This window comes from Algoriphagus algorifonticola (genome assembly GCF_007655305.1).
In the GTDB taxonomy this organism is placed as follows: domain Bacteria; phylum Bacteroidota; class Bacteroidia; order Cytophagales; family Cyclobacteriaceae; genus Algoriphagus; species Algoriphagus algorifonticola.
Map to the genome: position 1 here is coordinate 53,889 of NZ_VLOG01000060.1, position 25,464 is coordinate 79,352.

Sequence of the window (25,464 nt, forward strand, 5' to 3'; positions counted from 1 at the left end):
GCGATTGATTTTGAAGCGGTTTGGACTCGTAATAAGAAGTCTACTGCATATTTCGGGTTTAATTTGTTAATTAATACTACATAAGCTTGATAGTAGATAAAATCAGCATTAGCTCCGAAGGAGCGTAATTGTTTAGAAAAAAATAATGGCTAGGTATCCTCCAGCTCCAAAGGAGCGGGATTTCTTACTTATCAGCCATTTCTGTGCTTGGATAGTTTATTTTATGTTTTTAAAATTCACATTAATTCAGGTCGTTCTTGATGCAGCATTAGCTTTCTCTCTCAGTCTGCAAATGAAATTGGACTGCTGCTAAGATTCCGGATTTTCAAAAAAAATAGCTCAATCTATCTTTATCAAAATTCACGTAAATTCCGTCGAGTCATTTCTTTCCATTCGGTCAACGCAACATTTTCTATATATTTGACTTGATTTAATTCCATTCATAAAAATGAGATTACTCTCTATCTTCTTTTTAATGCTTTTGATGGCCACTGGCTGTATCAGTAATAAACGTATCACCTATCTTCAAAATCTTTCTGACAGTACTTCCTATGCCTTGGATGAGTTTATTCCTTTTGCAGAGGTGGATTATAAATATGTGCTTCAACCATTTGATATCGTTGAAATTGATTTTGCAGGTTCAGATGAAGAGTTGACCGCCGCTTTTACTTTTCAAAATTCAAGAGGAGGAGGTGTAGGAATGATGGGAGGTGGCGGAGGCCAGGGTTCAGATCCCTTGTATTTTAGAGGTTTTTCCATTGATCAGGCAGGCTATGTGGAAGTTCCTAAATTGGGAAAAATAAAAATTGCAGGACTCACTGAGGAAGAGGCTAAAATTAAAATTCAAACCTCCATCAATGAATATTTCAAAGATGAGGTATATGTCAGGCTGAGAATTGCGGGTATCAGATATACCACCTTAGGGGAATTTAATCAGGTGGGTGTTCAGGTTATTTATAAAAACAGGGCTACGATTTTTGATGCCTTAGCCAATTCAGGTGAAACTACCCTGCTTGGAAAAAAGAATAAATTATTTATTGTCCGTCAATACGATGGAGGTTCAAAAATCCATCAAATCAACCTGAATGACAGAGCTTTATTAGCAAGCCCCTTTTATTTTATTCAGCCAAATGATATCTTGTATATGGAGCCGATGAAAATCAGACAGATCGGCTCGGCAGATAATCTTACAGCAGGTCTGGCTTTGTTTGGTGGCTTATTGGCATCTACTTTGTTATTGCTTAACTTGGTTATAGGAGGGAATTAATTTTTATGGAGAAGTTAGATCTCAGTCAGTTAGATAATGAGGAGAAAGCATTAGAGATACGCTATGTCGTAGCCAAATACATTCGCTACTGGCCATGGTATGTATTATTTACCATGATTTTTCTGATTGCTACTTTTTTGTTTCACCGGTACACCGTGGACGAATATGAAGTGACGGGTTCCATGGTCATTAAGACCAACACTTCACCGGAGGCAAGGATCATGGATAGATCCAATATTTTTAATTCAGGAGTAAATCTGGAGAATGATATCTTGAGGCTTAGGTCTAAGAACTTGGCTCGTGAAGCCCTCAAAAAACTTCATTTCGATGTAGAATATTTTGCCAAAACCAATATCAAGGATATTGAGCTTTACGATAGGTCTCCAATCCGGATTGAAGTAGATTGGAATCACTTACAGGTAACAGAAACCCAGGTAGAGTTACAGGTTTTATCTGATCAAAACTTCAAGTTGTTACCCTATTCAGAAAGTATTTTGGACATCAATGCTGCCCAAGCTTCAGGTGACGAATCTATTTATAATAAAACATACACATTCGGACAGGAAATCGAGACAGGTCGTTCTAAGTTTACTGTTCATCTCGTAAATCCCGGAAGAATAGGGGACGTGGTTGTTTTTCAGTTGAAAAATCCTTCCTATTTGGAGGAGTTTTGGGCCAGGAATATTAAAGTATACCTTGAAAATGACTTCAGTTCTGTCTTGAAAATAACCACTACCACTAAAGTAGTGGAAAAAGGACGAGATTATATCAACTCCTTGATGGAGTCTTATATCGATTATGACCTGAATGAAAAAAATAAGATTCAGGAAAATACAATTGCTTTTATCGAGGAGCAACTAGGTTTCTTAGAGGATTCACTCAAATTGAAGGAGCGGGAATTGCAGGAATTCAAGGTTGAAAATAAGTTGTTGGATGTATCGGCGGAGTTCTCCAATATCTTATCCAAAATGAATACTTTAGATGAGAAAAGTGCAGAACTGGACTATCAGCTGAATTACTTTGAACAGATAAGGCGATACATGGAGATGAAAAGCAAAGACTTTTCAGATGTGATTGCTCCATCTGTGATCGGTGTGCCTGATCCTCTGCTCAATGGATTAATTCAAACATTAGTAACGCTCTCTCAGGACAGGAGAAAACTGTTGGCCACTGTTAATGAAAATCACCCGGAGGTTGTGAAAATTGACGTGGAAATGGAGAAAGTTCAGGATGCGCTATTTGAAAATGTGGTAAACCTGATCGAAAATACACAAAAGCAAAAGCAAAGTATCATTCGGGAAATTAGAAGTTATGATGCACAATTTGCTACTCTTCCGGAATCCGAGTCCAAATACACAGGCATATTCAGGGAGTTTAAATTAAGAGAATCTCTTTACACCTATTTATTGGAAAAAAGAGCAGAAGCTGGCATTGCACGGGCTTCCAATGTATCCGATAATGCTATTTTGGATGCTGCTAAAAGAGGTACACTGGTATTTCCTAAAAAGCAGCAAAACTATGCACTTGCTATAGCATTGGGATTATTGTTGCCTTTTGGTTTTATCGTAGTCAGAGATATGTTTGATGATACGATCAAGGATCAAAGAGATCTAAAGAAGCACTTTATGATTCCTCAACTAGGGGTAATTGGTTATTCTCAGAAAGATACCAACAAGGTTGTTCTAGAACACCCAAAATCAGCCGTCGCTGAATCATTCCGGTCCCTGAGGTCAGCAATTACTTATTTGGCAAGTGGAAAAAATACAAAGCGGATATTGGTGACATCCTCTGTTTCAGGTGAAGGAAAAACATTCACTTCCCTCAATTTAGCTTCTGCTATGGCCTTAGGCTCCAAAAGGACCGTTGTTGTAGGAGGTGATTTAAGAAGACCTAAACTAGCCCAATATTTTAATCAGTCAGATAAAGTTGGACTTTCTACCTATCTAATCGGCAAAGTGGAGGCTCCTGAAATAGTGATGAAATCAGATAATGAAAACCTATATTTTGTCCCATCTGGTGTGATTCCCCCTAATCCGGCAGAATTGCTTCAAACTCAAAGATTAAAAGACTTTTTGGATTACCTGGATCAAAACTTTGACGTAATCATTTTTGATACCCCTCCGATGGGACTGGTATCTGAAACCATCGATTTGATGCGTTTATTTGACATCAATTTATATGTGGTAAGACAAAATTATACCAATAAGGATCACTTGGTGATGATCAATGACCTCTTTAATAACAAACAGGTGACCAATGTGTATGGGGTATTCAATGGCATTATTAATTCTGGCTACCATTACGAAGGGTATAATTATGGATACGGAAACACCTATCTCTATTCCCAAAACAACAAGTATATGTACAATTACTATGGGGATGATTTAGAGACGAAAAAGAAAAAGATCAAAATGAGTAAAACTCCTTGGATGAATAAATTCAAGAAACTTTTTAAAACCCGATAAGTAAACCAATTCCTTGAAAACCGCAGCCTTAATTCCTGCCCGTTTTGCTTCAACCCGATTGCCTGAAAAATTGATTCAGGATTTGGGGGGTAAGTCGGTAATTCAGAGAACTTACCTTTCCACTTTGGAGACAGGTGTTTTTGATGAAGTTTGGGTAGTGACAGACCATGAGTTGATCCAAAAACAGATTGAGGAATTGGGAGGAAAGGTGTTTTTCAGTCGAAAAGCCCACGAAAGCGGTTCGGATAGAATAGCTGAGGCCTTATCCCAAGTAGATGCTGAAATCATCATCAATGTACAGGGTGATGAGCCCTTTCAAGACAAAGAGTCACTAGAGGAGCTTAAAAAAGCCTTTGAGGATTCCTCGGTAGAGGTTGCTTCATTATATTTTAAAATTCCCGAGGAAGAGGCTGGCAATCCCAATTTTGTGAAAGTGGTGCTGAACGGGCAGTCAGATGCTTTATATTTTTCTCGATCTCCAATTCCTTATAATAGGGATAAAAAAGAAGGAATAGCCTATTTGAAGCATGTGGGAATATACGGGTATAGGAGAGAGATTTTGGAAAGTTTTCCCACTTGGCCCAAAGGGAAGTTGGAAGAGTTGGAAATGTTGGAGCAATTGAGGCTGTTGGAAAGAGGAATCAAGATCCGGATGGTAGAAACCAGCCATCAGGCTATAGCGATTGATACAGCTGAAGACCTGGAAAAAGCCAGGGAATTTCAGAGAAGGTTAAGGAAGGATTGAAGTCAGGGGGGTAAATTAAGAAACTCTTGGAGGGTTATTGTATGGTTTCCGTTTCTTCTTGCTGGCATTGAGTTATCGTTTCCACACGAATCCATTGCGCCAGCGCTGGGAAAGTGCGTTCATTAAGGCCCAGGGGTTAAAACCCACGCCTGCCGTGGCGGGGCTAAAATATTTATCGCTCCTACTGAGCTTTTGATCCGAGTTCGATTGATAGTTTATCTCGCCGAAGGCATATTTTGTCAATATCTTGAATAAATATCTTTTAGGTATCTTTTAACTATCTCTCCGAAGGCGTATTTCAATGTATTTCCACAGTATTTCCATATATATCTCGCCGAAGGCTTATCTTATCTTAAAAAATATCTTCTCGATAACCTCGAGTTTAGGAATATTTCGCCGCAGGCATATTTCTATTTATTTCTACTGTATTTCTCTTTATGTCTTACTGGCATTGAGTTATCGTTTCCACACGAATCGATTGCGCCAGCGCTGGGGTAGGTTGAAGGTTAATCTTTTACCCCGAGTTGCACTCGGGCCTGCGCGCCTCAGGCGTGGCTATTTAAGAGTTTAAGCCTTTCAGGCTTTTAATTTCATGCCCACCCCCCTCCTCCAGGAGGGGCTGGGGGAGGTCAACATGAGTAAAAACCCTCCAAAGGATAGACAGAAAAATGAAGGAGTTATTTTTTCAGTGATTTCTTCAAATTAGAAAACCTTTTGAGGGTTCGGGTCCGCCCCCCTCCTTCAGGAGGGGCTGGGGGAGGTCAAAAATAGTTCAAACCTATCAATCTTGCTTATGAGTTTGCTGATATTCCAATGGAGTAATTTTAAAGGTTTCCTTAAAGCACTTAATGAAGTAGGAGGGAGAACTGAACCCTACAGAATAGGCGATTTCAGCAACTGTTTCATCTGATTTCTCCAATTTTTGAATACTTTTTCTCAGTCTTTGATCACGGATAAATGCAGAAGCAGAAAGGCCTGTTAGAGCAATCAGTTTCCGGTGAAGCTGCATTCGACTCATGCCTAGTTTTTTACTGAATTTATCTATGGAAAAGGTGGACTCAAAAAAATCAGAATCGACTAACTCCTGGACCTTTAATAAAAATTTTTCATCAGTGGAAGAAACTGGAATATCTGTTGAAGCGTGAAATATTCCTTTGGAATAGCGAATACGAAGTCGATTTCTTAACTCGATTAGATTCTGTATTCTAAGGGCTAATTGACGGGAGGAAAAAGGTTTTTGTATGTAATCATCTGCTCCTACTTCAAATCCGTTAATTTTAGTCTCCTCATCGATTTTTGCAGTAAGAAGAATTATCGGGATATGAGAGGTCAATTCATTGCTCTTTAATTCTCCGCAAAGTTGCAAACCATCTATTTCAGGCATCATTATATCTGTTAAAATCAAATCCGGTATGTGTTTATAGGCTTCGTAAATTCCGGATTTTCCATCTGCAGCTTCAATGATATGATAGGTAGTACATAATTCTCGAACAAGGAAATTTCTGAGACTTTGATTGTCCTCTACAATCAGGATTTTGGAAGTTTGATTTCCCGGGTTTTTTGGAGCTTTTGCATTATCAACAGCTCCCCAATCAAAATCTTCCTCATCGGTTACCTGGGAAGGATGATACGCATATTTATCTACAGGAAACTCTAGTTTGAAAAGATTGTACCCATTCTCTCTTTGGCTAAGCTGAAATTTTCCATGATGGACCTCAGTTAATTTTTTAATATGTTGGATATTCAATTGAGCTTCTTTACTGATTTTTTTGGGCGATGAGTAAGCGCTATAGCCGAGTTCTAAAAAAACGCATTTGTCGATCAACTCTAAGTTGAATTTTACCGAGCTTTCCGGCTGGGCATTTTGGATAATAAAATAAATCAGATTTTCAAGTATACGTTCTATTTGGTCTGGATCGTACCAAACTTCTGTGATTAGTGGGATTTTTGATTGGAAAGAGAGATTTTTTTCATTGCTGAGACAATGAAAATTGATCAGAACAGATTGACAAACTAGTCCCAGGTTCCCCTTTTGAATTTTTAGTACCGGTGTTTTGGACGAAATTTTTCTGATAGATAAAATCTGATCAATTAAAACCATTAGTTTTTGAGCATTTTCCCAGATTAAATTCAATTGTAATTTTTGGACGGGGTTGTCAGTCGAAACCAACAGTCGCTCGGTGGGACCCATGATAAGGGTCAAAGGGGTCCGGAGTTCATGGGAAATTGTGCTATAAAATTCAGATTTCAAATCGTCTATTTCTTTTAACCGGGTAGTTTCCTGATTTTTGATTTCCAACTGGTATTGGATTGACCATCGCCACTTTAAGTAGCGGTAAGTCAAACTTATCATAGTGAATAGAACTGCCAGATAAAAGATTTTAGCGGGGATACTTAGGTACCAGGGTGGCTTAATTTCAAAAGAGAAAATTGCAGGTTGATTGTTCCAAATCCCATCGTAATTACTTCCTTTAACCTCAAATATATATTTGCCCGGGTTCAAATTAGCAAATGAAACCGAATTGTTTCCTTTTTGAATTTTCCAGGAATCATTATATCCCAAAAGCCGGTAGCGATATTGGTTTTTGTTAGGAGCTGATAGGATTAGGCTAGAAAAATAAAAGGTTAAATCGTTTTCAGTAGATTGAAATGTTTGGTTTTTCCTGAGTAATAGTTGCCTGGAACCAACCAGGATTTTGGTTAGAGCAATTTTGGGAGAAACGGGATTTTTTAGAAGGGCATCTTTCCTAAAATTGAAAATACCATCATACCCTCCGAAAAACATTCCCAAATGCTTGTCTGAAACGTAGGATCCCGGATTAAAGGGTGAGACAGAATTCTCCTGTGGTGTGTAGGTGAACACCTCTGTAGTGCTTTCAGAAATTGGATCAATGGAGGAAATGCCTAAATCTGAACTTATCCATAAATGACCCTTGCTATCTGATGCCAACCCGTGTATCTGAACCCCTTTGAACTCTTCCAGTATAGTACTTTCTATCCATTCCCCAGAATTTAAGTCGAGAAGCCTGATTCCCATATTCAAAGTCCCCACCCAAACTTTTTGCTCTTTATCTAAATGGAGGCAGGTAACTTTTTTACCTGAAGCTTCATAGTCCTTGTATTCAAGAAAATCTCCTGTGTTGATATTCAGCTTAAGAAGCCCTTTAGAAAAAGTAGCTACCAAAAACTCTTCCTGATTCAGCTGGATTAAATCCCTGACATGATTGTCGGGAAATGAATTGGGATTCCCCGCATTATTGGTGAATTTTTTGATAATTCCCAAATTCGGGTCAAATTGAATTAATCCCTCATTTCGTGTGCAAAGCCAAAACCGCTCTTGTTCATCTTTGACAATCTTAAGTATTCGACAAGTTGGCAAAAAGGGCTGAGAGTTCTCATTAAAATGCCGAAAGGAATTGTCCCTGGTATTAAGAATACTTAATCCCTCACTTTGATATCCGATCCAAATTTCATGATCCGATCCAAGTAAACTTAAAATCCTATTATCTTGAATAGTGATAGATGAACCTGAATTTGAAAGGTAGCTGTTCCATTTTTTAGAAAGTAAATTGTAGGAAATCAACCCGTTGCCCGCAGTTCCTATCCACAAATTCTGGAGGGAATCAGACCACAACGCCCGAATATTTTTTAGTTGAATGTCCTTTGGAGCGGTGGAATTAGAAATTACTTGAAACTTATCCAAATAAGGATCATGGAAATTGAGCCCAGCTCCCAAAGTGGCTATCCAGGTGATGCCGGCATAATCATGGAATATAGTGGTAATGTCATTGGTAGCTAGGGAATAATCATTGTCTTTTTGATGGGTAAATTGTGCGATTCGCCGACTTTTCAAGTCATAGGTATAAAGGCCTGATCCGTAGGTGGCAATCCAGAGTACTTCGTCCTTTTTAACCTGAAGGTCTAATATGGGGGATGATATTTCAATATCCATGCGATGTAATTGCTGAGAAAGAGAAGGACTTGAAAAATCTATTCTGAAAAGACCTTTATCCAAAGTTCCTATCCACAGTCGCCCTTTACTGTCTAGGACAGAAGAACTAAACGAAGCGGTATCTTTGCCGGGATAAAGGTAAACAAGCTGATACTCTCTGGTTTCGGTATTAATTTTTCCAACTTGATTTTTGAAAAGGATGATAATTTCTTCCGGTTTCCTGGGGTTTTTTAGCAATTTGACGATTTCCTGATCGGTTTTAGCCAGAATCAATTCTGTCCTTTTGCTATCAAAATCAAAAAGAAATACCTGTCCTCCTAAAGTTCCAAAAAGGAAGTTTCCCGCTGCTGTTTCAGTCATACTTGTTACTGAACTTAGTTCAGTCATAGGTGAAAAATCTGCTGTTTCTCTATCAAAAAGTAAGGGTTGAAGGGTGCCTGATAGAGACCAAATTCTGTTTTTGGAATCAATAAAAAGACTACTTTTCAAAAATAAAGGGTCATCTACAATAAAATGGTAGTTCTGAGAATAGGTGATGGCTTCATAACCATCGTATCGACACAACCCTTTTTCTGTAATCATCCAAAGAAACCCATCCAAATCCTGACCGATATCAAGAATTCTATTGTTGGACAGTCCAGGAGATAGCCATTTTTGATGAATTTTCACGTTTTCCTGGGGGAAACACAGGTATTGGGGAATCATCCATGTAATACAAAGTATGGCCGAAAAAAAAATCTTTTTCATCTGTTATATTTTGTTTTTCAAAGGTCAGATAGCTTGTCCCGAACTTGATTCGGGAGAATCTCACACCGGTTCCCCGATACATCGGGGCGTCTATCTGTGTGTCACTTTGGGTAGTGTTCGATTTCATCTGTTTATAATTTGTTTTTTAAAGGCCATATAATATCTCGCATTGGTTTCCTGATACATAGGGGCATCCTAGTTTGTGTCGGCACCGACCTGCTCGATTTCATAACAATTAAACAGATGGATGAAACTAATATTTGATGCGAAAGAATTTGGGGGATGTATCAGATATTTTGTAATTGGAGCTAAGTCTACCCTGGGATTAAAAATTTTCTGGTTCTCTGCAATCAGGTCCATTGCTGTTTTTTCTTCCCACAAGCAGGAAAGCGGCTTTATTTCAAAAATATTTTTATAGCTATTCTTCAAAAAACATTTATTTTCTACTATTGGTTAGAATTTGTAGATTAAGAAAATTTTTCAAACATATTATTTAGTCTTGTTTTTGATTTTATGATTCGAGTTGCCATTTTGGATGATGAACCAAAGTCTATCCGATCTTTGGTTTATGAGTTGGAGAAGTTTTCAAATCAGGTGACCATTGTCGCTCAATATGGACAGGTGGAAGAGGCACTACTTCATTTGAAGGATGAAAAAGTGGATTGTCTGTTTTTGGATATTGAAATGCCAGGAATGGATGGTTTTGGATTTTTGGAAAAATTAGCACAAAGGACATTTGAAGTGGTATTTGTTACCGCATATTCTGAATATGCGATACAAGCTATTCGAGAGCGGGCCTTTGATTATTTGCTCAAGCCGGTGGATGGGGAAGATTTGGACCGGGTATTGAAAAAGTTGAAAACCAAAAAAGGTCTTGAATCAGAATCCGGGAAAGTTCTTTTGAATACTGATCAGGAATTACATTTAATCGACCCTGGGGAAATTTCCTTTTGTGAGAGTGAAGGCAGTTATTCCTGGGTGATCTCCAAATCAGGTACTAGAATTTTGGTGTCCAAAAACCTCAAACATCTGGAAAGTATCCTGCCGGATCAGCAGTTTTTTAGAATACATCATAGTTATTTGGTCAATGTCCAACGCATCAACTTATTGGATAAAACCCACTCCAATGTGATTTTAGACTCTGGGGAAATCTTGCCTCTGTCGAGACTTCGAAAAAAGAGATTTTTAGAAACTTTAAAATCCACACTAAAAAAAGGCTTATGAGTGGAGTTATTAAACTTTTTCAGGATAGCAATTACAACGGATTGGGTTTTTCAATCATTTCCATTCTGTTTTACTTGTCGGTTTACCATTTTGTTTTGTATGTAAAAAACAGAGACAAATTTTACCTTTATTATAGTTTTTATGCCTTTTCCAATGTTTTACTTTTGGTGCCCATTCCCGATCATGTTTTTTTTCAGAATATCTTTCTTGCCTTTCCTGATTTTTTTATTCAGCTGGATTCTCCTCTGAAATTTGCCGGTTATAGCTTATTCTCCTACTTCGCAATCGAGGTCTTGCACTTGAAAAGTCACTTGCCAAAATTTGTCAGGTTTTTTAAATATTTCACCTTTTCCTGTGTGGGAATTTATATAGTTTTAGGTGCTTTAGAGTATTTCAAGCCAGATTTAACGTTTCTTCAAAGCTTTTTTTATTTTGGTTATTTACCTATGTACCTCATAGTAATGATCTATGGATTGGTTTTAATTTTCAAAATCGAAGAGAAAATCAAAAGTTATATAGTGATAGGGTTTTTATTTTTAGGATTTGGGGAGGTTTTTTTAGCCTTTCTGACTTTGGGACAAGCGGCAGAAGTGATGGATCAGAATTTTTATCTGTATTACTTCGGCTTGCTTGGGGCAAATCTTCTCTTCACTTATGCTTTAACTATAAAACAGGGGGAGGTATATGATGAAAAGCTTAAGTTTCAGGAGGAGTTAGTTCTCAAGATGAGGGAAAATGAGGGGCTAAGAGAGCTGCTTAATCAGCGACTTCAGAGCGAATTGGACTTGAAAGAAAAACAAATTATAAGCTTGGCAGCAGATGCGGAAATTGAGCGAATGGCCCGGGTAAAGGCACATTATGAACGTGAAATCACCAAACTGCATCTGCAATCACTTCGAAGTCAGATGAATCCGCATTTTATTTTCAATGCCTTAAATTCGATTAAGGTTTTTTTAATAGAAAATGACAAAGACCGGGCGATTTTGTATCTCAATCGCTTTTCAAAATTAATTCGCTTGGTTTTGGAAAGCTCCCGAAAGACTAAAATTTCACTGGGAGAGGAGCTGGAAATAGCCAAACTCTATCAGACGCTGGAATCAATTCGCTTTGAGGATGGAATCGAACTGAAGATGGAAATTGACAGGGATGTTCGCCTAAATGAGATTGAACTTCCTCCTTTGCTCCTTCAACCATTTTTCGAAAATGCCATCTGGCATGGTCTAATGAATAAAGCTGGGGAAAAATGGATCAAAGTCTGCTTAAAAAAGGAGAATGGTGCACATGTGCTTTCTATTCGGGACAACGGTATCGGGCGTAAGGCAGCACAAAGAATTAATTCCAAACGAACTATGAATAAGGAGTCTTTGGGATTGAGCCTTTCCAAAGATCGGCTGGAACTTTTCAATCAAAATGAATCTGTAAACTATCACTTTGAGATTATAGACCACTCAAATCCAAATAATTCGGGTACTGAAGTGATTTTTTGGATCTAAACTTGTCAAGAAAAATGGATGAATTTGTTGGGCAGTTGGTGATGTTTTTTGAGAATAGTAACCGAAATGGCCTGGCTCTCATGGCTATTTCTATTCTTTTCTACTTGGCTGCTTTCCACTTAATTCTTTTTTTTAAAAACAAAGAAAAGTACTTTTTGCATTATAGTACCTATGCTTTTGTCAACGCTGTTGCTTTAATCGGAAGGCCTTATGAAAGTTTTCTGAAAGATATTTATTTCACCTTTCCGGAATTTTTCAGACTGAGTATCACGCCACTTCAGTTTATAAGCTTTATCGTATTCTCCTACTTTCTGATTGAAATATTGCGCTTGAAATCATACTACCCAAAGTTCATCCATTTTTACAAAGGTTACACTGTATTTATATCTCTGATTTATGCTATTTTTTTTCTGGGGGTTTTTTTCTGGGATGGGTATGACTTGATGAGGAAGTTTTATTTTTTTGTGTTTATGCCAATTACATTAATCTTTACCCTGATTGGCATATTTCTTATAGTCAGGACAAATGAAAAAGTAAAAGCTCCGATTCTTTATGGTTTTTTAGCAATTGGAATTGCTGCCTTTCTATTTGGATTTCTGGCCGCGGAAAAAGATACAGTTATCACCGACCGGTATTTTTATATTTTATATTTGGGTATTTTGATTGAAAATTTTTTTTTCACTTATGCCTTGGCTTTAAAACAACGCGTAATTTTTGACCAAAAAATAAAAATTCAGAAGGAACTGATGCTTCGGTTTAAAGAGAATGATGATTTGCGTACTCAGTTAAATCAGCAACTTCAGCATCAAATCCTTCAAAAGGAAGAAAAAATCATCGAACTGGAATCGGATGCAGAATCCGAACGGATGAGTAGAATCAAAGCGCTTTACGAACGGGAAATTACTGAACTTCATTTGCGTTCGCTTCGGAGTCAGATGAATCCGCATTTTATTTTTAATGCGCTGAATTCCATTAAAGTTTTTTTAATTGATAAAGAAAAGGATCGTGCTATTTTATACCTAAATCGCTTCTCTAAATTAATTCGATTAGTGCTGGAAAGTTCCCGAAAAACGAAGATTACACTCGGAGAGGAGTTGGAGATATCCCAACTCTATATATCCTTGGAGTCAATTCGTTTTGAAAAAGGTATTGAGTTTAATATGGACATTGCTAGGGATGTACGACTTAATGAGATAGAGCTTCCGCCTTTGGTATTACAGCCCTTTTTTGAAAACTCAATATGGCATGGACTGATGAATATAGCAGGAGAGAAACGAATCAATGTGCAGTTGGAAAAGAATGAAAAGGGTCACCTTCTTTCAATAAGGGACAATGGGATTGGAAGAAAAGCCTCACAAGAAATCAATTCCAAGCGTACGGTTAAAAAGGAATCAATAGGGATGACTTTGTCCAAAGAAAGACTGGAGCTTTTTAATCAAAATGAATTGGTTCATTACCATTTCGAAGTAATAGATCACGAAAAAAATAATTCGGAATCTTCGGGCACAGAGGTGATTTTTTGGTTGGAAACCTCATATTAACTTAAAATACCCCGCTATAATAGGCCTGCTGTTACAACAGTAGGATCATTTGTTACAGGATTTTTATCCGGATTTTTTTTGACCAAGTACCTTGCCCTTCTCATTTATTTCAAAGTCAAAAAAGCAATGAAAGCATTTCATTTGATTAATTATGCCTGTTTCATCTCCTTGATTTTTTTCTCCTGTGAAGAAAGCAAAACTACAACCCATGTAGAAGAGGCTGAAAATCCGGTAAGCCCCATTGATGCTGACTCTCAGAATCCCAAAACCTGGCTGATGAAGCTGATGGAAAAGCAACCCTTTTCGGAGCTTGAGTATTTGGAACTGGTGCCTTCCGCATTGCAAGGATTTCCATTGCAGAGTAAAGAACCTAAATCAGGCTTAAATGGCTTTATTGCTATTTACAGTCATCAGGAAGGAAGCGAACATCCGGGTTTAAGATTGGAAGTGATCGATGGGGCAGGGAATAATCAGTTTCAGCATGTCAATGCAGTATTTAAAATGCTTGAAACTGCTCGAAATGAATCTGGAGATGATTTCCAATCTGAAATAAAAGACCATAAAGGCGAGCGGGTTCTTTTTGTCAGTAAAACCAAAAATGATCGTAAGGATTATCAACTCGAGTATATTCAAAATCATCGCTATCACGTGGGTATCCTTGGAAATCAGGTTGGCCCAGATGAAATCTATGGGGCATTTGATGAGCTTCAAAACAATCAATTTCCTAAATAAAAAATGATGAAAACGCCCAGCTATTTGCACATTATTTTCGCAATTTCTTTTATAGGATTAGGAGCTTGTGGGGAAAAGGAAAATTCGAAAAATGACTCCATTCCAGCCACTTCAGTCCAAGTTAGTTCGGATTCAAAAGTCAAAGAAAGAGCTTCCTCATCCACGTCAAGTCCCGTTTCAAAATCGGCTTTTTTGGATTGGTTACCTATGAAACATGCCGGTTTTACCCGAGAAAAAGAACCATCTGCTGATCATGGAGATCTTCCTAGAGTACAAGTGAAGTATATTCATGATGAAAATCCACAGATGCGATTTACCCTTGACGTATTGGATGGGAAAGGGCCTTTGGTCGTAGCCGTGAATGGAATGATCAAAGCAAATCTTGGTGAGGAGTATGATGAGCCTTTGCTGGATGGCTATGCTAAAGTCTATGTAAATAATGGCGTCAAAGCTTTTGAGCGGCACACTCCGGCAGATGGTAAAGCCTTTTTACAGTATGCTGTAAATCAGCGCTTTTACTTCAATTTCCAGGGGGAGCAAATGAGCCCAGACGTGTTTTGGGAGTTTCAAAAGATTTTAGACCCATCATCCCTTTCTCAATGAAACCTTATTTCCTCTGGATCATTTTGATTTTTTCTACTGCTTGGTGGGGGACTGCTTGTCAACGAACGGAGCGTATTTTGGAGCAAATCGAATCTCCAGTCAAAGTGATCAATGAGTCCCAAAACCGAAGGGAATCTGGACAATTGCCCATCGTAAATCAGGAAGTGCCACTTCGGGAAAAAATACCAATTTCCAAAGAGGTTATGAAAACCTGGGTGCCTGAAATGATAGGAGATTTTTATCGGACTCAATTACTATCAGGTCATCGGGAAGATTCTGGAATTGTATCGGTTTTGGCTGAATATCAACACGCTGAATTAAAGGATTTGGGTATAAAAGTGGAGATTTTAGATGGTGCAGGTCAAAACGGTTCCATTTTGATTCAGGCAGCACAAGATCGTCTCAAGCTGGATATTGAAGAAAACAAAGAAGGGGTGCAAACTCGGATCTATCTCCGAGATGGATTGAGAGTAAAAGAATCCGAGAATAAATCTCAGCAGTTTGCAGAGATCGAATTTGTGGATCAAAATCGATATTTATTTCAAATCAAGGGCTTTGGGCTCGGTCTATCCCAGCTTTGGGAATTTTCCTCACTGGCAAGTTTTCATCAACCTTAATTCATTTAACTATGAAAAAACAACTCCTAATTATCGCTTTCCTTTTGGGTTCCTATTCCCTTTCTGCCCAATCGCTGGAAGGTAGAATCCGAGTCGAGGGATTCTCCAGTGGTCAGGTTCTAAAAGAAGCTGTCCCTGTTGATTTATTTAAAAGCTTTAAGGAAAATAAATACAAAATCATGTTTTCTTACAAAGCTGATCAGGTGGGAAAACGGGGAATTGTGCTATTTGATATGAAAACTACCCTGATCAAAGATGGAAAAACGATCCACCACAGCTCTCGGGGAAATTGGCCATGGCTTCCCGGAGATACGTATGTGCCGATTGAGGCCTTTGATTTGATTCCGGCTCTGCAGAATGAAGTGTATGAAATGCCTGTGCCAAGGTTGGATTGGCCTAAACTGGATTCCAATCTTCCGAAAGGGAAATACACTGTACGCTTGGAAATGGTCCCGGTAGGAGAAATCCGAGGATCGATTTCGCCGGCTGAATTTAGTTTTCGAATTGAATGATTTTTGTTACAATGAATTATAAGAGTCCTGGATCATTGTTCAGGACTTTTTTATTGTCGGAGGCCTCATTTTATATCGAATGATACATAATTGATATCGTTTGGTAGGTATTTTTTATCCAAAGGAGTGTGAATTCGAGAGTTTTGGTCAGGAATAAAATTTTAACCTAACTCATTTAATTATGAATTTTCTACCTAACCCCCCACTTTGGAAAAATCTATGGAGAATTTTCCTCATCATTTTCCTAGGTGTTCTAGTCATGGATTCGCTTCATGCCCAAGTAAGTCGGCGTACTAAGACGGAAACCAAGCCACCTGTGAAAACAGATCCCAAAACTGGAGCTCCTATCTATGAAGTTCAGCCAATGACTGTTATCATGTCAGTGACTCCTATGGATTTATTTGCTACCATTACCGAGGGCACTCCTACTTCGACTGGTGGGAGGAGAAGTTTGATGGCTATTGGCGATGGTTCACTTAACGATGTGCATAGGTCAGACGTCCGTAAACTAAGTGATCGGAATAGCTCCACGGTGTACTGTACCCGGGAGCGGCTCAACTTGGAGTCAAAAATTAAGGCATTCGAAGAAATGCCGGTAGGCTCGAGGCCGGACTGGTTGAAGCCGGGCATTATTCTGAAGGCAAGTAGCTTTGTCAATGGCTCCTATCAAATTGAAGAGAACTATGATCGCCACCCCATTACGATTTCTACCTCCAACTTAAGAGGAAGCACCACCTATGTGACAGTTGAAAACCCTAAGGCGAAATCAAAGCTATCTGAGGCGGAGAATAAACTCATTTCTCAAGGTGCACTCGAAGTTTCCGCAAATATGGACTACCAAATGACCGAAATCAAAAGTAGAGAAGACCTGAGTTTTAAACTCACAGGTAGGTATTCAGGTGGATTAGGGTCTTTTGCCGCCTCTTTAGGGATCGAGGCAGGAACGCAGAAAAATTACCATTATTATTTGGTAGAATTCAGTCAATATATGTTTTCATTGGAAGTGGATGGACTAAATACGGAAGCCGTATTCAATACTTCAGCCAAGGTACCGTATAAAGATTACGTCTATATCTCAAAAGTGGATTATGGGAGAAAAGGTGGAGTGCTTTTTAAAAGTAAACGATCCATTCAAGAGTATGGAGCTAATATTTCGGCCAGATCTGGATTTTCCGGAATTTCTCAATCTCAATTGAATGCCTTATACAATCAACTTATCGATAATAGTGAGGTAGAAATAAAGGTTTTCATGTATGGGGGGACCAGCTCCAGTGCTGCTAATACTATTGTTGATGCGAAAAATAACGGAATTCCAAATATTGGAAATTGGATTGCCTCTCAGGCGGGAGATCACAGATACGCCCTGCCCATTGGGTTTGAATTAAAAAACCTATGGAATCAGCAGGTAGGAATGGATAATTCGATGATTCAGGAAATCGAAACCTGTGTGGAGAAGCGGAATTATCGATTGAAGATGACGCTCACAGACATCCAAAATATCGATGGTCGAGACGGAGGGGGAGATGACCCGGATGATTATGGCTTGCAAATGGCAGTGGTCCTGAAAGCTCAGGGAAAAGTATTTCAACCCAGCAGTACCCAAATCAACAAATTTCCCGGAGCCCCCTGTGGCTTTGGGGATCCTAGTCGAAACCAAATATCCGGTCCTTACACCTGCTGGATAGGAGGTGGGGTAAATAACCAAATACACGTGCGTGAAAACCGAAACTCAAGAGATCCTTTTCAGATAAATAATACGCTAATTTTTGATATTCCTTGGGATGCCTACAAAGATCCAAATCATGAAATGAAAATCTACACTTGGCTAAAGGAATACACTGGATCAAATGACAAGGTGATTCACGATAGTTCTATCGGTGTGGAATTGAGAGAAGTTCTAGATGTCTTGTCTGGTATCAAGGCACTGAATCCGACTAAGACATTTCCAGATGGACAAATTGCCCAAGGAGGATATCGTTTTTCTGATTTTGGAGCTACCAATACTTTATGGCTGACTAATGTGCCCGAAACTGGAGGCAAATATATCATCGAAGGACCGATCAAGGCAGGTAAGGCTGGAGAAAAAGCCGCCATTTGGGTTCGTTTTGAATTGCTGAATTAATCAAAATCGCCCCTCCAGCCTGATTTGGGGGGCGATGTTACCATTTTTATATCATTTGATACATCATTGATATTCTATTTTTAGTTCAATCGAGAACTTTATCCCATCAAAATCTAAACGTCTATGAAAAAATTAATTTCAATCTTTTTAACACTTGCTTTCAGCATCCCAATGGCAGAGGCACAGTTTCTCAAAAATCTTAAAAAAAGAGTTGAGGAGCGAACCAAAGAAGTCATTGAATACAAAACGGCTGACAAAGCCGGACAAATCACTGAAAATGCTTTGGAAAAAATCCTTAATCCCAATCTTTCAGGATTGATGAATGGTGGAGGAAGGGGGATGTCGGTGGACGCATCCGAACTGCCGGATAATTATCATTTTGAATACCGGTATGCGATGAAGATGACCACGTCTGCTGGTGAAATTCAGTTTGACTATTTCCTCAATCCCAATGAATCCTATCTGGGCTACAAAATGGATATGGGAATGGATCTTTTCTCGATCATCGATGAAGAAAGAAAAGTCATTGTAAACTACATCGATGGAAATCCCATCGCCACCTCTATGGATATTGCCAAAAATATGGAGAATGAGGAAGAAGAATACCTGGAAGATTTCCAAAATTTTACGCTTACCGAGCTTCCTAATAAAGAGTTTTTAGGCTATAACTGTATTGGACGACAGATGGAAAATGAGCAATATAAGTTCACCGTGTATTTTGCCACAGACATGCCGGCAAATTTTGATAATGTCTTTAACAATACCCAGAACAATCTACCTCCTGAATTAGAACGTTTTGCTGAAGATTATCCTAACAGCTTAATGATGTATATGGAGATGGAGGATAAAGAAAACAAAGGCAAAAAAAACGGTAGTGCCACCATGGAATGTGTGGCTTTTGAACCCTATGAATACACTGTTTCTAATCGATAAAACCATGAATTACAAAATCAAAATCATACTGGTACTCCTAACTGTTTTGACTTTTTCCTGCAAGGACAAAGATGACACGGAGCCTTTTAATTATGAATACTTTTCGGTGGATATCACCGGTGATATTTCTGGAAAAATCGTCTATGATGAATCTAAATATGTAGGAACTGAAGGAGAATCAATTTTAACGGATGATTTTGACACCTATTTGATGATCACAGCTACCGAATTTGACCGAATTATGACGCTTAATTTCTACCCGCCGGATGATAATCCTAGAGCTGGCGATGTGCTATCTGTGACTATCAGAGGCAAAGAACTAAAGCCTTGGACACAGTCTGAACAATACACCACGGCTCATATCAGTCAATTGCAACAATACGATGGCTATGCTATAGTCAGCTATTGGAATGAAGCGGAACAGCGAGATTATGTGTCCTATTACCGCTTTGAAAATACCAGCAATGCCGTGACCATAAATACGGATGGAGATATGCTAACCGGTGAAGTGACCGGACTGCGACTGGAGACCTTCAATGGGTCTCACTTTATCAGGATTGATAATTTTAGTTTTAGAATGCGTCCGGGTGATGAAGGATTATTAATGAACTAATTTTTTTTAAAATCATGGAAGAATCTAAAGAAAATTTGACAGTAGCAGCCAATCCTGAAGGAAAAACAGAGGCGATCATTGCTTATATCACTGTGATTGGTTTGATCATCGCTTTTGTGATGAACAATGAAAAAAAATATCCCTTCACCAAATTTCACATCAAGCAATCCTTGGGCTTGGTAGTGGTTGGTTTGGTCCTGGTGATTATTAGTTTGATTCCCATTTTAGGTTGGATTATCTACCTACTAGGTCTGGTCGTGATGATTTACATGTGGGTGATGGGCTTGATTCACGCGGTAAATGGTCGGATGGAAACCGTGCCCATTTTGGGAGATCGTTTTGAAGAATGGTTTAAAAACTTTTAATCATGCCTTATTTATCAGATCGACGAGAATTTTTTAAAAAACTTGCATTTTTTGGTTTAGTGTCATCTACAGGGGGCTGGCTGGCCTCCTGTGATGACCCTGAGAAAGATTCAGAAAATTTGAACGGCGGTGTTTTTCAGGTTTGGCGAGAAATGCAACAATTGATTCAGTCCAGTCCAGACTGTCTGACCCAAGCCTATAATCAAGTCAAAGAAAGTAAGGATCCAAAACAGCAGTTGGCGTTTGTGCGGGACTCAATTTTTCTAATTCCTGCAAGTGAAGCTTCACTCCGTGGAATGGGATCGGCCATGCGAGGGGGAATTAGAGGGGTATTGAGAGGTGGATTTGCCACACCGAGGGAAAAAGCGGAAGTATTGAGACAACTTTTTGAAGATTCCGGTATTAAAGCAACCGTCGTTTTTGAGCGAACTGATTTTGATTTGGAAATGGTCAAGTCTTTGTTTTTTAGGCCAAGAGAAAATCAAATTTTAGGAGGGTTGAATGAAAGTCAAATAAACCGATGGATGAAGATGCTTGAGCTTTCTGAATCCGATCTTCAAGAGCTCACTTTTATTAATTCGCAAGAAAAAGAAGCTGAGAAATTGGCTAATCGACTTTGGGAGCTCATTCCCGAAAAGGATCAGATTCGTTTTCATGATTTTGATTTCAGATGGGACAATTCCCGCTGTCCTGCCGTCCAATTTCAATGGGAAAATAAAACGCTCATTGCGCACCTTTTTGATACGACTGTGCCATTTGGAGAAGCCTTTGATGCCAGTGGAAGAGTCCGAAGTGCTGATCCTGCGGAATATATTTTGGATCAGGTCGAGTTCAGTTTGAGCTATCGGGATAGTATTCAACCAAGTGAAGAGAAAATTCTTTTATCCAAAAACTACGAAGCAAAAGATCTGATTGGTAGGCAATTGCATTTGGGTTTTTATCATGGCTTGGATTGGTTGGAAATGGCAAGCACTTCATTTAATCAGGTTCGTGTTTTTACGCCTATTTTAAGTACTGAAAGCACTGAATTGACAGAAGATGAACGGGTGGAATTAACTGAATTGGGTGAAACGATTACCTTAGAAGGCCAGAAAATTGAGTTAGATGAAAAGCGAAAAACAATCCGAGTCAATGGCTTTCCGATTAGTTGGGTAGAGGAATCTACAAAGGCAAAGGAGGTGAAGGAATTAAAACTGAAAATTATAGCAGGACTTCCTTCATTGGTCAAGGCTGAGCTTTGGCCGACGGATGAGTCAGGTAAATTGGTGGAAGGCTTGATGGCTTCGGATTTTATTTTTTTAGAAAATGGTCTTCCGATCAGCCCTTTGATGGAGTCGAATGAAATAGCACCTAAAGTATTAATCCTTTTCGATACGTCGCTTAGTATGCCTATTGACTATCGAAATGAAGGGATGGTGGCATTCTTGGAAAAATTGGAGGAGGGTATTAGGCAAGATTTCCCCAAAGCATCGGTTACAAGTTGGGCAACCGACTCATCTTTATACAAATGGTTAAAAAAAGCCAGTCAAACTTCCTTTGACCTGATTCTTTTTGCCACAGATGGAGATAATAAGGATGAACTAAAGGAAGGAGATTTGGATGCATTTCGAGCAGGTCCGCCTGTGGTGGTTTTGGATGTATTTAACTCAACTCGGGCAAGCAGTCGGGAGGTTTTTGAAAACCTTTCTGTTTCCAGCGAAGGGAAAATTATCAATGCTCAAGACCAAAGCGACGCGCAAAAGGAGATTTTGAAGCAGCTTTCTCTGCTGGAATTACCACCTTATGTATTTACTTTTTATGGTTCGCTTCAATCGGAAACCAAAGAAATCAAGGTTTCTGTTGATTCCGAGCGAGTTAGTTCTAGGGAAACTTACCAATTCAAATTCAGGGAAGAACCCCTGACGATCGGCCCCAAGGTCATTGGGGTTTATTTAAAGATAAAAGTTGGGAATCAAACGATTGAGCGGGTATTGGCGGGTTGGGATCCGGTGTTAGAGGAATTAGGTCAAATCGACAAAACTCATGCTGATGAAGTAAGAAATTTGTTGTTTGGCTCAGTTATTATCGGAGTGGAAGGGCAGGGGCCTACATTTGCTAATGCATTGAATGAACTTTTAGAATATAGGCTCAGCAAGCAAGCTTGGATCGATGCTGTCAAAGCGGAAAATCTCGATCAGGCGCTGGAGGAATTGGAAAAGATCAACTGGACTTACGATCCCTTGATGATTCATCTTTTGGCACCTTTGCCAGATCAAGTAACCAAGGATTCCTTGACTTTCGCCAGTGGGATTCGAATGGTTATTGTCAAACGAATCACGGGAATCAATCAAGAATTTTCAGAAGATTCAGTGGATATCTTGCCTACGGCAAATTTTGTAACGATATCAGATAAGCCGGAAAATAGTTTTCAGGTGAATCTTAAAAAGACAGCTCACCTGGCACTGGTTGAGGGGGCGTTTTTTGAAGAAAGTACATCTAGTCTTTTAGCCGATGCTGATTTAATAAGTACCAACACAGCCAAAAATGAGGATTGGTTTGAGGAGCAACTCCGAAATGGACCCTACGCTAAGTTCATTAGGGAATATTGGAGCCGTGCGGGGTCTGATGTTAAGATTTTTGGAAAGGAATTGGAGACTTTAGCCTATTGGCAAATTGATCGAAAAACCGGTGAGCTATTGGGGATTTTGCCGGATCAAACAGGTGGGGGAAAGCGAAATGTATATACCCGTTACGACGATATCAATATGGTTTTGAGGGCTTACACTCGTCATTTCAAACAAAATCCCGGACGTAGTATTGGCTTTATTGGATACCAGTTGATCCTTGTCAAATTATACGCAATCGCCTCCCATGCCATCCAAACAATGGATACGAGTAACTTGGAGGAAGACGTCCTTCGTGCTTTGCAAATGGATGCCTGTGATGCTGCACGGTGGATTCATGGAGGCATGACCGGTCAGCCCGAAAAGGTCATGGGAGGGCTAAGCAAACTTATTGGAATGATGGACAAAATGGGCAATTATTTACCCTGTTAGCTTTACTTTAACTATTAATTTTATGAAAAAATTACTTGGAATCTTGACTATTGGACTGATGTCCATGACCTTTCAAACATCCGAACCTGTAATTGGGACCGTGGAGGGATTTGAAAAATTTCCAGATATGAAGCTGGTCCTTTTTACCCTTGGAGCTGATCATCCGATAGAAATAGGATCAGTGGCTAAAGGAGGGGAGTTTTCAATCGATCTCACTAGAGCTGATTTACCGGAGGATATGCCCCTGGAAGACATGGCAGTCTTTTTTGGAGATTTAAATCAAGCTTTTGATGGACCTTTTTCCAATGATGATTTTGGATTGGTAGCTGATTTTTTGGCACTGAAAAATCCATACATCTCTATTATGGACGGTAAGAGTCGCTGGGCAGGAGTGGTGTTTCCTGTGACTAGTGAAGAGATCAAAAACTGGCTTGAAGATTCTGGCTACAATAACGCTGAACAAGGATCCTACTTGAATATAGTTTTTTTAGAGCAGCCGGTAACGCTGGATTTTTCTGTTATGACTAAAATGCCTTATGAAGGAGAGGAGATTCCGGTGGAATATCAGTTTAAGTTGAATCTTGAACCGGGATTCAATTGGGTGCAATATGACATTGAAGAAGTATTTGAAACTGACCCCAAAATCAGGGGTTCATTTCCATCCAAGATCACCATCAGGAATATGGATGATTCCAGTCAATTTCGCTGGATCGGGAAGTTTTTTTAATGGAGTTTAAATAACTATAAAATGAAAGAACTAAAAATTATTAAGACCTTCATACTTTTTGTACTGGGATTTTTGATTTCCTGTTCAGGTACATCCTCAGAGGAAAAAAGGCAAGGAAATCAGGATCAAGACTCTATGCTAGCTGAAGTAGTAAATGAGCAGAGTGACTATCCCTATTATATCCGTGCAAAAGTAGACGGACAAATGCGGGAGTTTAACAATCCCGATATGCTCTATATCATGGTGGGAAGTATTGTGCCGGGAATATTCGAAGCGACTATTGTGGGCGGTGCACTCAATGAAGAGGATAACGGAAGTCCCGAGGGGTTTAATATTGCTATCAAGGATGAGGAAGAAATCCGGGTAGGGAGTTACGATTTCTTGGAGCCGTTTGAATCCACTGGATATGGGCTGCGTGGGGCGAGCTTGGGATATTATACAAAAAGTGCTGGCAAAACCTATGTTTCCGATGTGGACGAGGAAGATCCTATGTTTGAATTAACCAAGCTTACTCAAAAGGAAGCAAAAGGTAGATTCTCTGGTCGAGTCTATGATATGATCACCAAAGAATCAGTGATGATCTCAGAAGGAGAATTTTATCTGGAGCGGATCAATTGATCTTTTGTTTTCGATTTCATTAAAGCCTCAGGATAGGTTCTGGGGCTTTAATTTTTTTTCCCAATACCATGCAAAACCAGTGGATCCTATTCCAATTCTGATATGATTTGAAACAGGTCATTTTGTTCACTATACAAGAGGTAAATGGGAATTAACCTTCAGTAGAAGTTACAGTTACTGTGCTTGATGATATTTTCCCTGAAATTATTGGAATACCAGAAAATATTAGGATCAGTTTCAATTTCTACAAAACAGGTAGATAATGGCTCGTATTCAGAATGCATAAATGGTAAACTTGACCTTGTACGGAGTAAATCTACTTTCAACTGTTCTGATTTGGGTTCATAGCGTTACCTTGACAATAAAAGACCGTGATGGAAATGTGGGAATCACTGAATTTAAAGTCACTGTTGTAGACAGAATTTCACCTAGAATAACGGAAGTCAAATTTTCTGGAAAGGAGATGAGGGAAGAATCAAAGCTCCTATTGACTTAAAGGTAATTTCAACAGATCGAGCCAAACAATCCATCGAGAGAAACTTAACCTTGATGATGCCTGATTTACCGATAAACCTTCAAGTCTATCCAAATCCTAGTACTCGATATGCAACTATACAGGTAGGCTTTAGTGGTGAAGCGCCAGTGATTATCAGGGTATTTGATGCTACAGGAAGGCTAGTTATTGAGGAAGAATCACTTCAATCGAATAGCTATAAGCGTCAGATCGACATGGAGCTATTGAGCAATGGAATATACCAAGTTCAAGTTCAGGTTGGGCATTATATCTTGACAAAGCGACTGATCAAACAGAATTAAAATCAATTTGGATTTCTTTGAAAACTGCGTAAAGAGAATTCTTTTACGCAGTTTTATTGTCCAAATAAAATTGGAAAATAAATTTAGGACCAAGCTATTAGCTTAGCTCTAAAGGAGTGGAATAAAAAGCAGTCTTAAGTTGCTCGCGGAAACGCGGCGGCGTAGCGGTTTAGTCTCCCGTAATGGGGGGTAGGCTATCTTGCCGTAGTCTAATCCTCGTATTCCCTGCAACTAATTTGACCATTTGATAGCTCCCATTTATCCCTTTGCTTAATTGTAGGTCGGAAACCGCCCCCCACCTGTAGGAAGGGCTGGGGGAGGTCAACATGAGTAAAAA

General features: G+C 39.1%; 20 protein-coding genes. 19 read left to right on the forward strand and 1 reads right to left on the reverse strand.

All coding sequences use genetic code 11. The annotated features are described in order from the left end of the window. Positions 1-448 precede the first annotated feature (448 nt). Genes FL972_RS16835 through kdsB form a run of 3 tightly spaced genes read left to right on the forward strand, consistent with a single transcriptional unit; the run spans position 449 to position 4,477 of the window. Entirely contained in the window at positions 449-1,267 is an 819-nt protein-coding gene (locus FL972_RS16835) for a polysaccharide biosynthesis/export family protein (RefSeq protein ID WP_144607136.1), read from the forward strand. A gap of 5 nt (positions 1,268-1,272) precedes the next feature. Further along, entirely contained in the window at positions 1,273-3,732 is a 2,460-nt protein-coding gene (locus FL972_RS16840; RefSeq protein WP_144607138.1) for a GumC family protein, read from the forward strand. Positions 3,733-3,745: 13 nt separating this feature from the next. Next, entirely contained in the window at positions 3,746-4,477 is a 732-nt protein-coding gene (gene kdsB / locus FL972_RS16845) for a 3-deoxy-manno-octulosonate cytidylyltransferase (RefSeq protein WP_144607140.1), read from the forward strand. A 781-nt stretch (positions 4,478-5,258) separates the two neighbouring features. Here the strand turns inward: kdsB and FL972_RS16850 are convergent. After that, positions 5,259-9,176, reverse strand: a complete 3,918-nt coding sequence (locus tag FL972_RS16850) for a hybrid sensor histidine kinase/response regulator transcription factor (RefSeq protein ID WP_144607142.1) — start codon at positions 9,174-9,176, stop codon at positions 5,259-5,261. 513 nt (positions 9,177-9,689) lie between these two features. Here FL972_RS16850 and FL972_RS16855 point away from each other — a divergent pair. From FL972_RS16855 to FL972_RS16930, 16 genes are all read left to right on the forward strand, one after another. Next, on the forward strand, positions 9,690-10,400 hold the full coding sequence (locus FL972_RS16855; RefSeq protein WP_144607144.1) for a LytR/AlgR family response regulator transcription factor: 711 nt from the start codon (positions 9,690-9,692) through the stop codon (positions 10,398-10,400). Next, complete coding sequence (locus FL972_RS16860) at positions 10,397-11,893, forward strand: histidine kinase (protein WP_144607146.1); 1,497 nt, start codon at positions 10,397-10,399, stop codon at positions 11,891-11,893. Before FL972_RS16855 ends, FL972_RS16860 begins: the two co-directional genes overlap by 4 nt. Before the next feature lie 14 nt (positions 11,894-11,907). Next, positions 11,908-13,434, forward strand: a complete 1,527-nt coding sequence (locus tag FL972_RS16865) for a histidine kinase (RefSeq protein WP_144607148.1) — start codon at positions 11,908-11,910, stop codon at positions 13,432-13,434. A gap of 126 nt (positions 13,435-13,560) precedes the next feature. Beyond that, a complete protein-coding gene (locus FL972_RS16870; protein WP_144607150.1) occupies positions 13,561-14,166 on the forward strand; it encodes a hypothetical protein in 606 nt (201 codons plus the stop codon). A gap of 6 nt (positions 14,167-14,172) precedes the next feature. Further along, positions 14,173-14,769 carry a hypothetical protein gene (locus FL972_RS16875; protein ID WP_222116048.1) on the forward strand — a complete coding sequence of 199 codons (597 nt, stop codon included), beginning with the start codon at positions 14,173-14,175 and terminating at the stop codon, positions 14,767-14,769. Continuing rightward, positions 14,766-15,386, forward strand: coding sequence for a hypothetical protein (locus FL972_RS16880; RefSeq protein WP_144607154.1), 621 nt, complete (start codon positions 14,766-14,768; stop codon positions 15,384-15,386). The genes FL972_RS16875 and FL972_RS16880 overlap by 4 nt, the downstream gene beginning before the upstream one ends. 11 nt (positions 15,387-15,397) lie before the next feature. Then, positions 15,398-15,898 (forward strand): hypothetical protein, encoded by a 501-nt coding sequence (locus tag FL972_RS16885; RefSeq protein ID WP_144607155.1) that lies wholly within the window; start codon positions 15,398-15,400, stop codon positions 15,896-15,898. A 181-nt stretch (positions 15,899-16,079) separates the two neighbouring features. Continuing rightward, positions 16,080-18,020: a thiol-activated cytolysin family protein gene (locus FL972_RS16890; protein WP_144607157.1), complete on the forward strand. Its 1,941-nt coding sequence runs from the start codon at positions 16,080-16,082 to the stop codon at positions 18,018-18,020. A gap of 123 nt (positions 18,021-18,143) precedes the next feature. Then, entirely contained in the window at positions 18,144-18,953 is an 810-nt protein-coding gene (locus FL972_RS16895) for a hypothetical protein (RefSeq protein ID WP_144607159.1), read from the forward strand. 4 nt (positions 18,954-18,957) lie between these two features. Next, the gene (locus tag FL972_RS16900; protein WP_144607162.1) at positions 18,958-19,566 is read left to right on the forward strand and encodes a hypothetical protein; all 609 of its coding nucleotides are present in this window, start codon (positions 18,958-18,960) and stop codon (positions 19,564-19,566) included. Between the two features lie 14 nt (positions 19,567-19,580). Further along, on the forward strand, positions 19,581-19,931 hold the full coding sequence (locus FL972_RS16905; protein ID WP_144607164.1) for a DUF4870 domain-containing protein: 351 nt from the start codon (positions 19,581-19,583) through the stop codon (positions 19,929-19,931). Positions 19,932-19,933: 2 nt separating this feature from the next. Further along, the gene (locus FL972_RS16910; RefSeq protein WP_144607166.1) at positions 19,934-22,966 is read left to right on the forward strand and encodes a vWA domain-containing protein; all 3,033 of its coding nucleotides are present in this window, start codon (positions 19,934-19,936) and stop codon (positions 22,964-22,966) included. Positions 22,967-22,988: 22 nt separating this feature from the next. After that, a complete protein-coding gene (locus FL972_RS16915; RefSeq protein WP_144607168.1) occupies positions 22,989-23,693 on the forward strand; it encodes a hypothetical protein in 705 nt (234 codons plus the stop codon). Between the two features lie 21 nt (positions 23,694-23,714). Beyond that, the gene (locus FL972_RS16920) at positions 23,715-24,311 is read left to right on the forward strand and encodes a hypothetical protein (RefSeq protein WP_144607170.1); all 597 of its coding nucleotides are present in this window, start codon (positions 23,715-23,717) and stop codon (positions 24,309-24,311) included. A gap of 286 nt (positions 24,312-24,597) precedes the next feature. Continuing rightward, on the forward strand, positions 24,598-24,807 hold the full coding sequence (locus tag FL972_RS16925) for a hypothetical protein (protein WP_144607172.1): 210 nt from the start codon (positions 24,598-24,600) through the stop codon (positions 24,805-24,807). Between the two features lie 53 nt (positions 24,808-24,860). Then, positions 24,861-25,127: a T9SS type A sorting domain-containing protein gene (locus FL972_RS16930; RefSeq protein ID WP_144607174.1), complete on the forward strand. Its 267-nt coding sequence runs from the start codon at positions 24,861-24,863 to the stop codon at positions 25,125-25,127. Positions 25,128-25,464: the final 337 nt, after the last annotated feature.

Coding starts and splice junctions, on each gene's coding strand:
- FL972_RS16835 (WP_144607136.1), top strand. CDS start 449: ATGAGATTACTCTCTATCTTCTTTTTAATGCTTTTGATGGCCACTGGC.
- FL972_RS16840 (WP_144607138.1), top strand. CDS start 1,273: ATGGAGAAGTTAGATCTCAGTCAGTTAGATAATGAGGAGAAAGCATTA.
- FL972_RS16850 (WP_144607142.1), bottom strand. CDS start 9,176: ATGAAAAAGATTTTTTTTTCGGCCATACTTTGTATTACATGGATGATT.
- FL972_RS16855 (WP_144607144.1), top strand. CDS start 9,690: ATGATTCGAGTTGCCATTTTGGATGATGAACCAAAGTCTATCCGATCT.
- FL972_RS16860 (WP_144607146.1), top strand. CDS start 10,397: ATGAGTGGAGTTATTAAACTTTTTCAGGATAGCAATTACAACGGATTG.
- FL972_RS16865 (WP_144607148.1), top strand. CDS start 11,908: ATGGATGAATTTGTTGGGCAGTTGGTGATGTTTTTTGAGAATAGTAAC.
- FL972_RS16870 (WP_144607150.1), top strand. CDS start 13,561: ATGAAAGCATTTCATTTGATTAATTATGCCTGTTTCATCTCCTTGATT.
- FL972_RS16875 (WP_222116048.1), top strand. CDS start 14,173: ATGAAAACGCCCAGCTATTTGCACATTATTTTCGCAATTTCTTTTATA.
- FL972_RS16880 (WP_144607154.1), top strand. CDS start 14,766: ATGAAACCTTATTTCCTCTGGATCATTTTGATTTTTTCTACTGCTTGG.
- FL972_RS16885 (WP_144607155.1), top strand. CDS start 15,398: ATGAAAAAACAACTCCTAATTATCGCTTTCCTTTTGGGTTCCTATTCC.
- FL972_RS16890 (WP_144607157.1), top strand. CDS start 16,080: ATGAATTTTCTACCTAACCCCCCACTTTGGAAAAATCTATGGAGAATT.
- FL972_RS16895 (WP_144607159.1), top strand. CDS start 18,144: ATGAAAAAATTAATTTCAATCTTTTTAACACTTGCTTTCAGCATCCCA.
- FL972_RS16900 (WP_144607162.1), top strand. CDS start 18,958: ATGAATTACAAAATCAAAATCATACTGGTACTCCTAACTGTTTTGACT.
- FL972_RS16905 (WP_144607164.1), top strand. CDS start 19,581: ATGGAAGAATCTAAAGAAAATTTGACAGTAGCAGCCAATCCTGAAGGA.
- FL972_RS16910 (WP_144607166.1), top strand. CDS start 19,934: ATGCCTTATTTATCAGATCGACGAGAATTTTTTAAAAAACTTGCATTT.
- FL972_RS16915 (WP_144607168.1), top strand. CDS start 22,989: ATGAAAAAATTACTTGGAATCTTGACTATTGGACTGATGTCCATGACC.
- FL972_RS16920 (WP_144607170.1), top strand. CDS start 23,715: ATGAAAGAACTAAAAATTATTAAGACCTTCATACTTTTTGTACTGGGA.
- FL972_RS16925 (WP_144607172.1), top strand. CDS start 24,598: ATGGTAAACTTGACCTTGTACGGAGTAAATCTACTTTCAACTGTTCTG.
- FL972_RS16930 (WP_144607174.1), top strand. CDS start 24,861: ATGATGCCTGATTTACCGATAAACCTTCAAGTCTATCCAAATCCTAGT.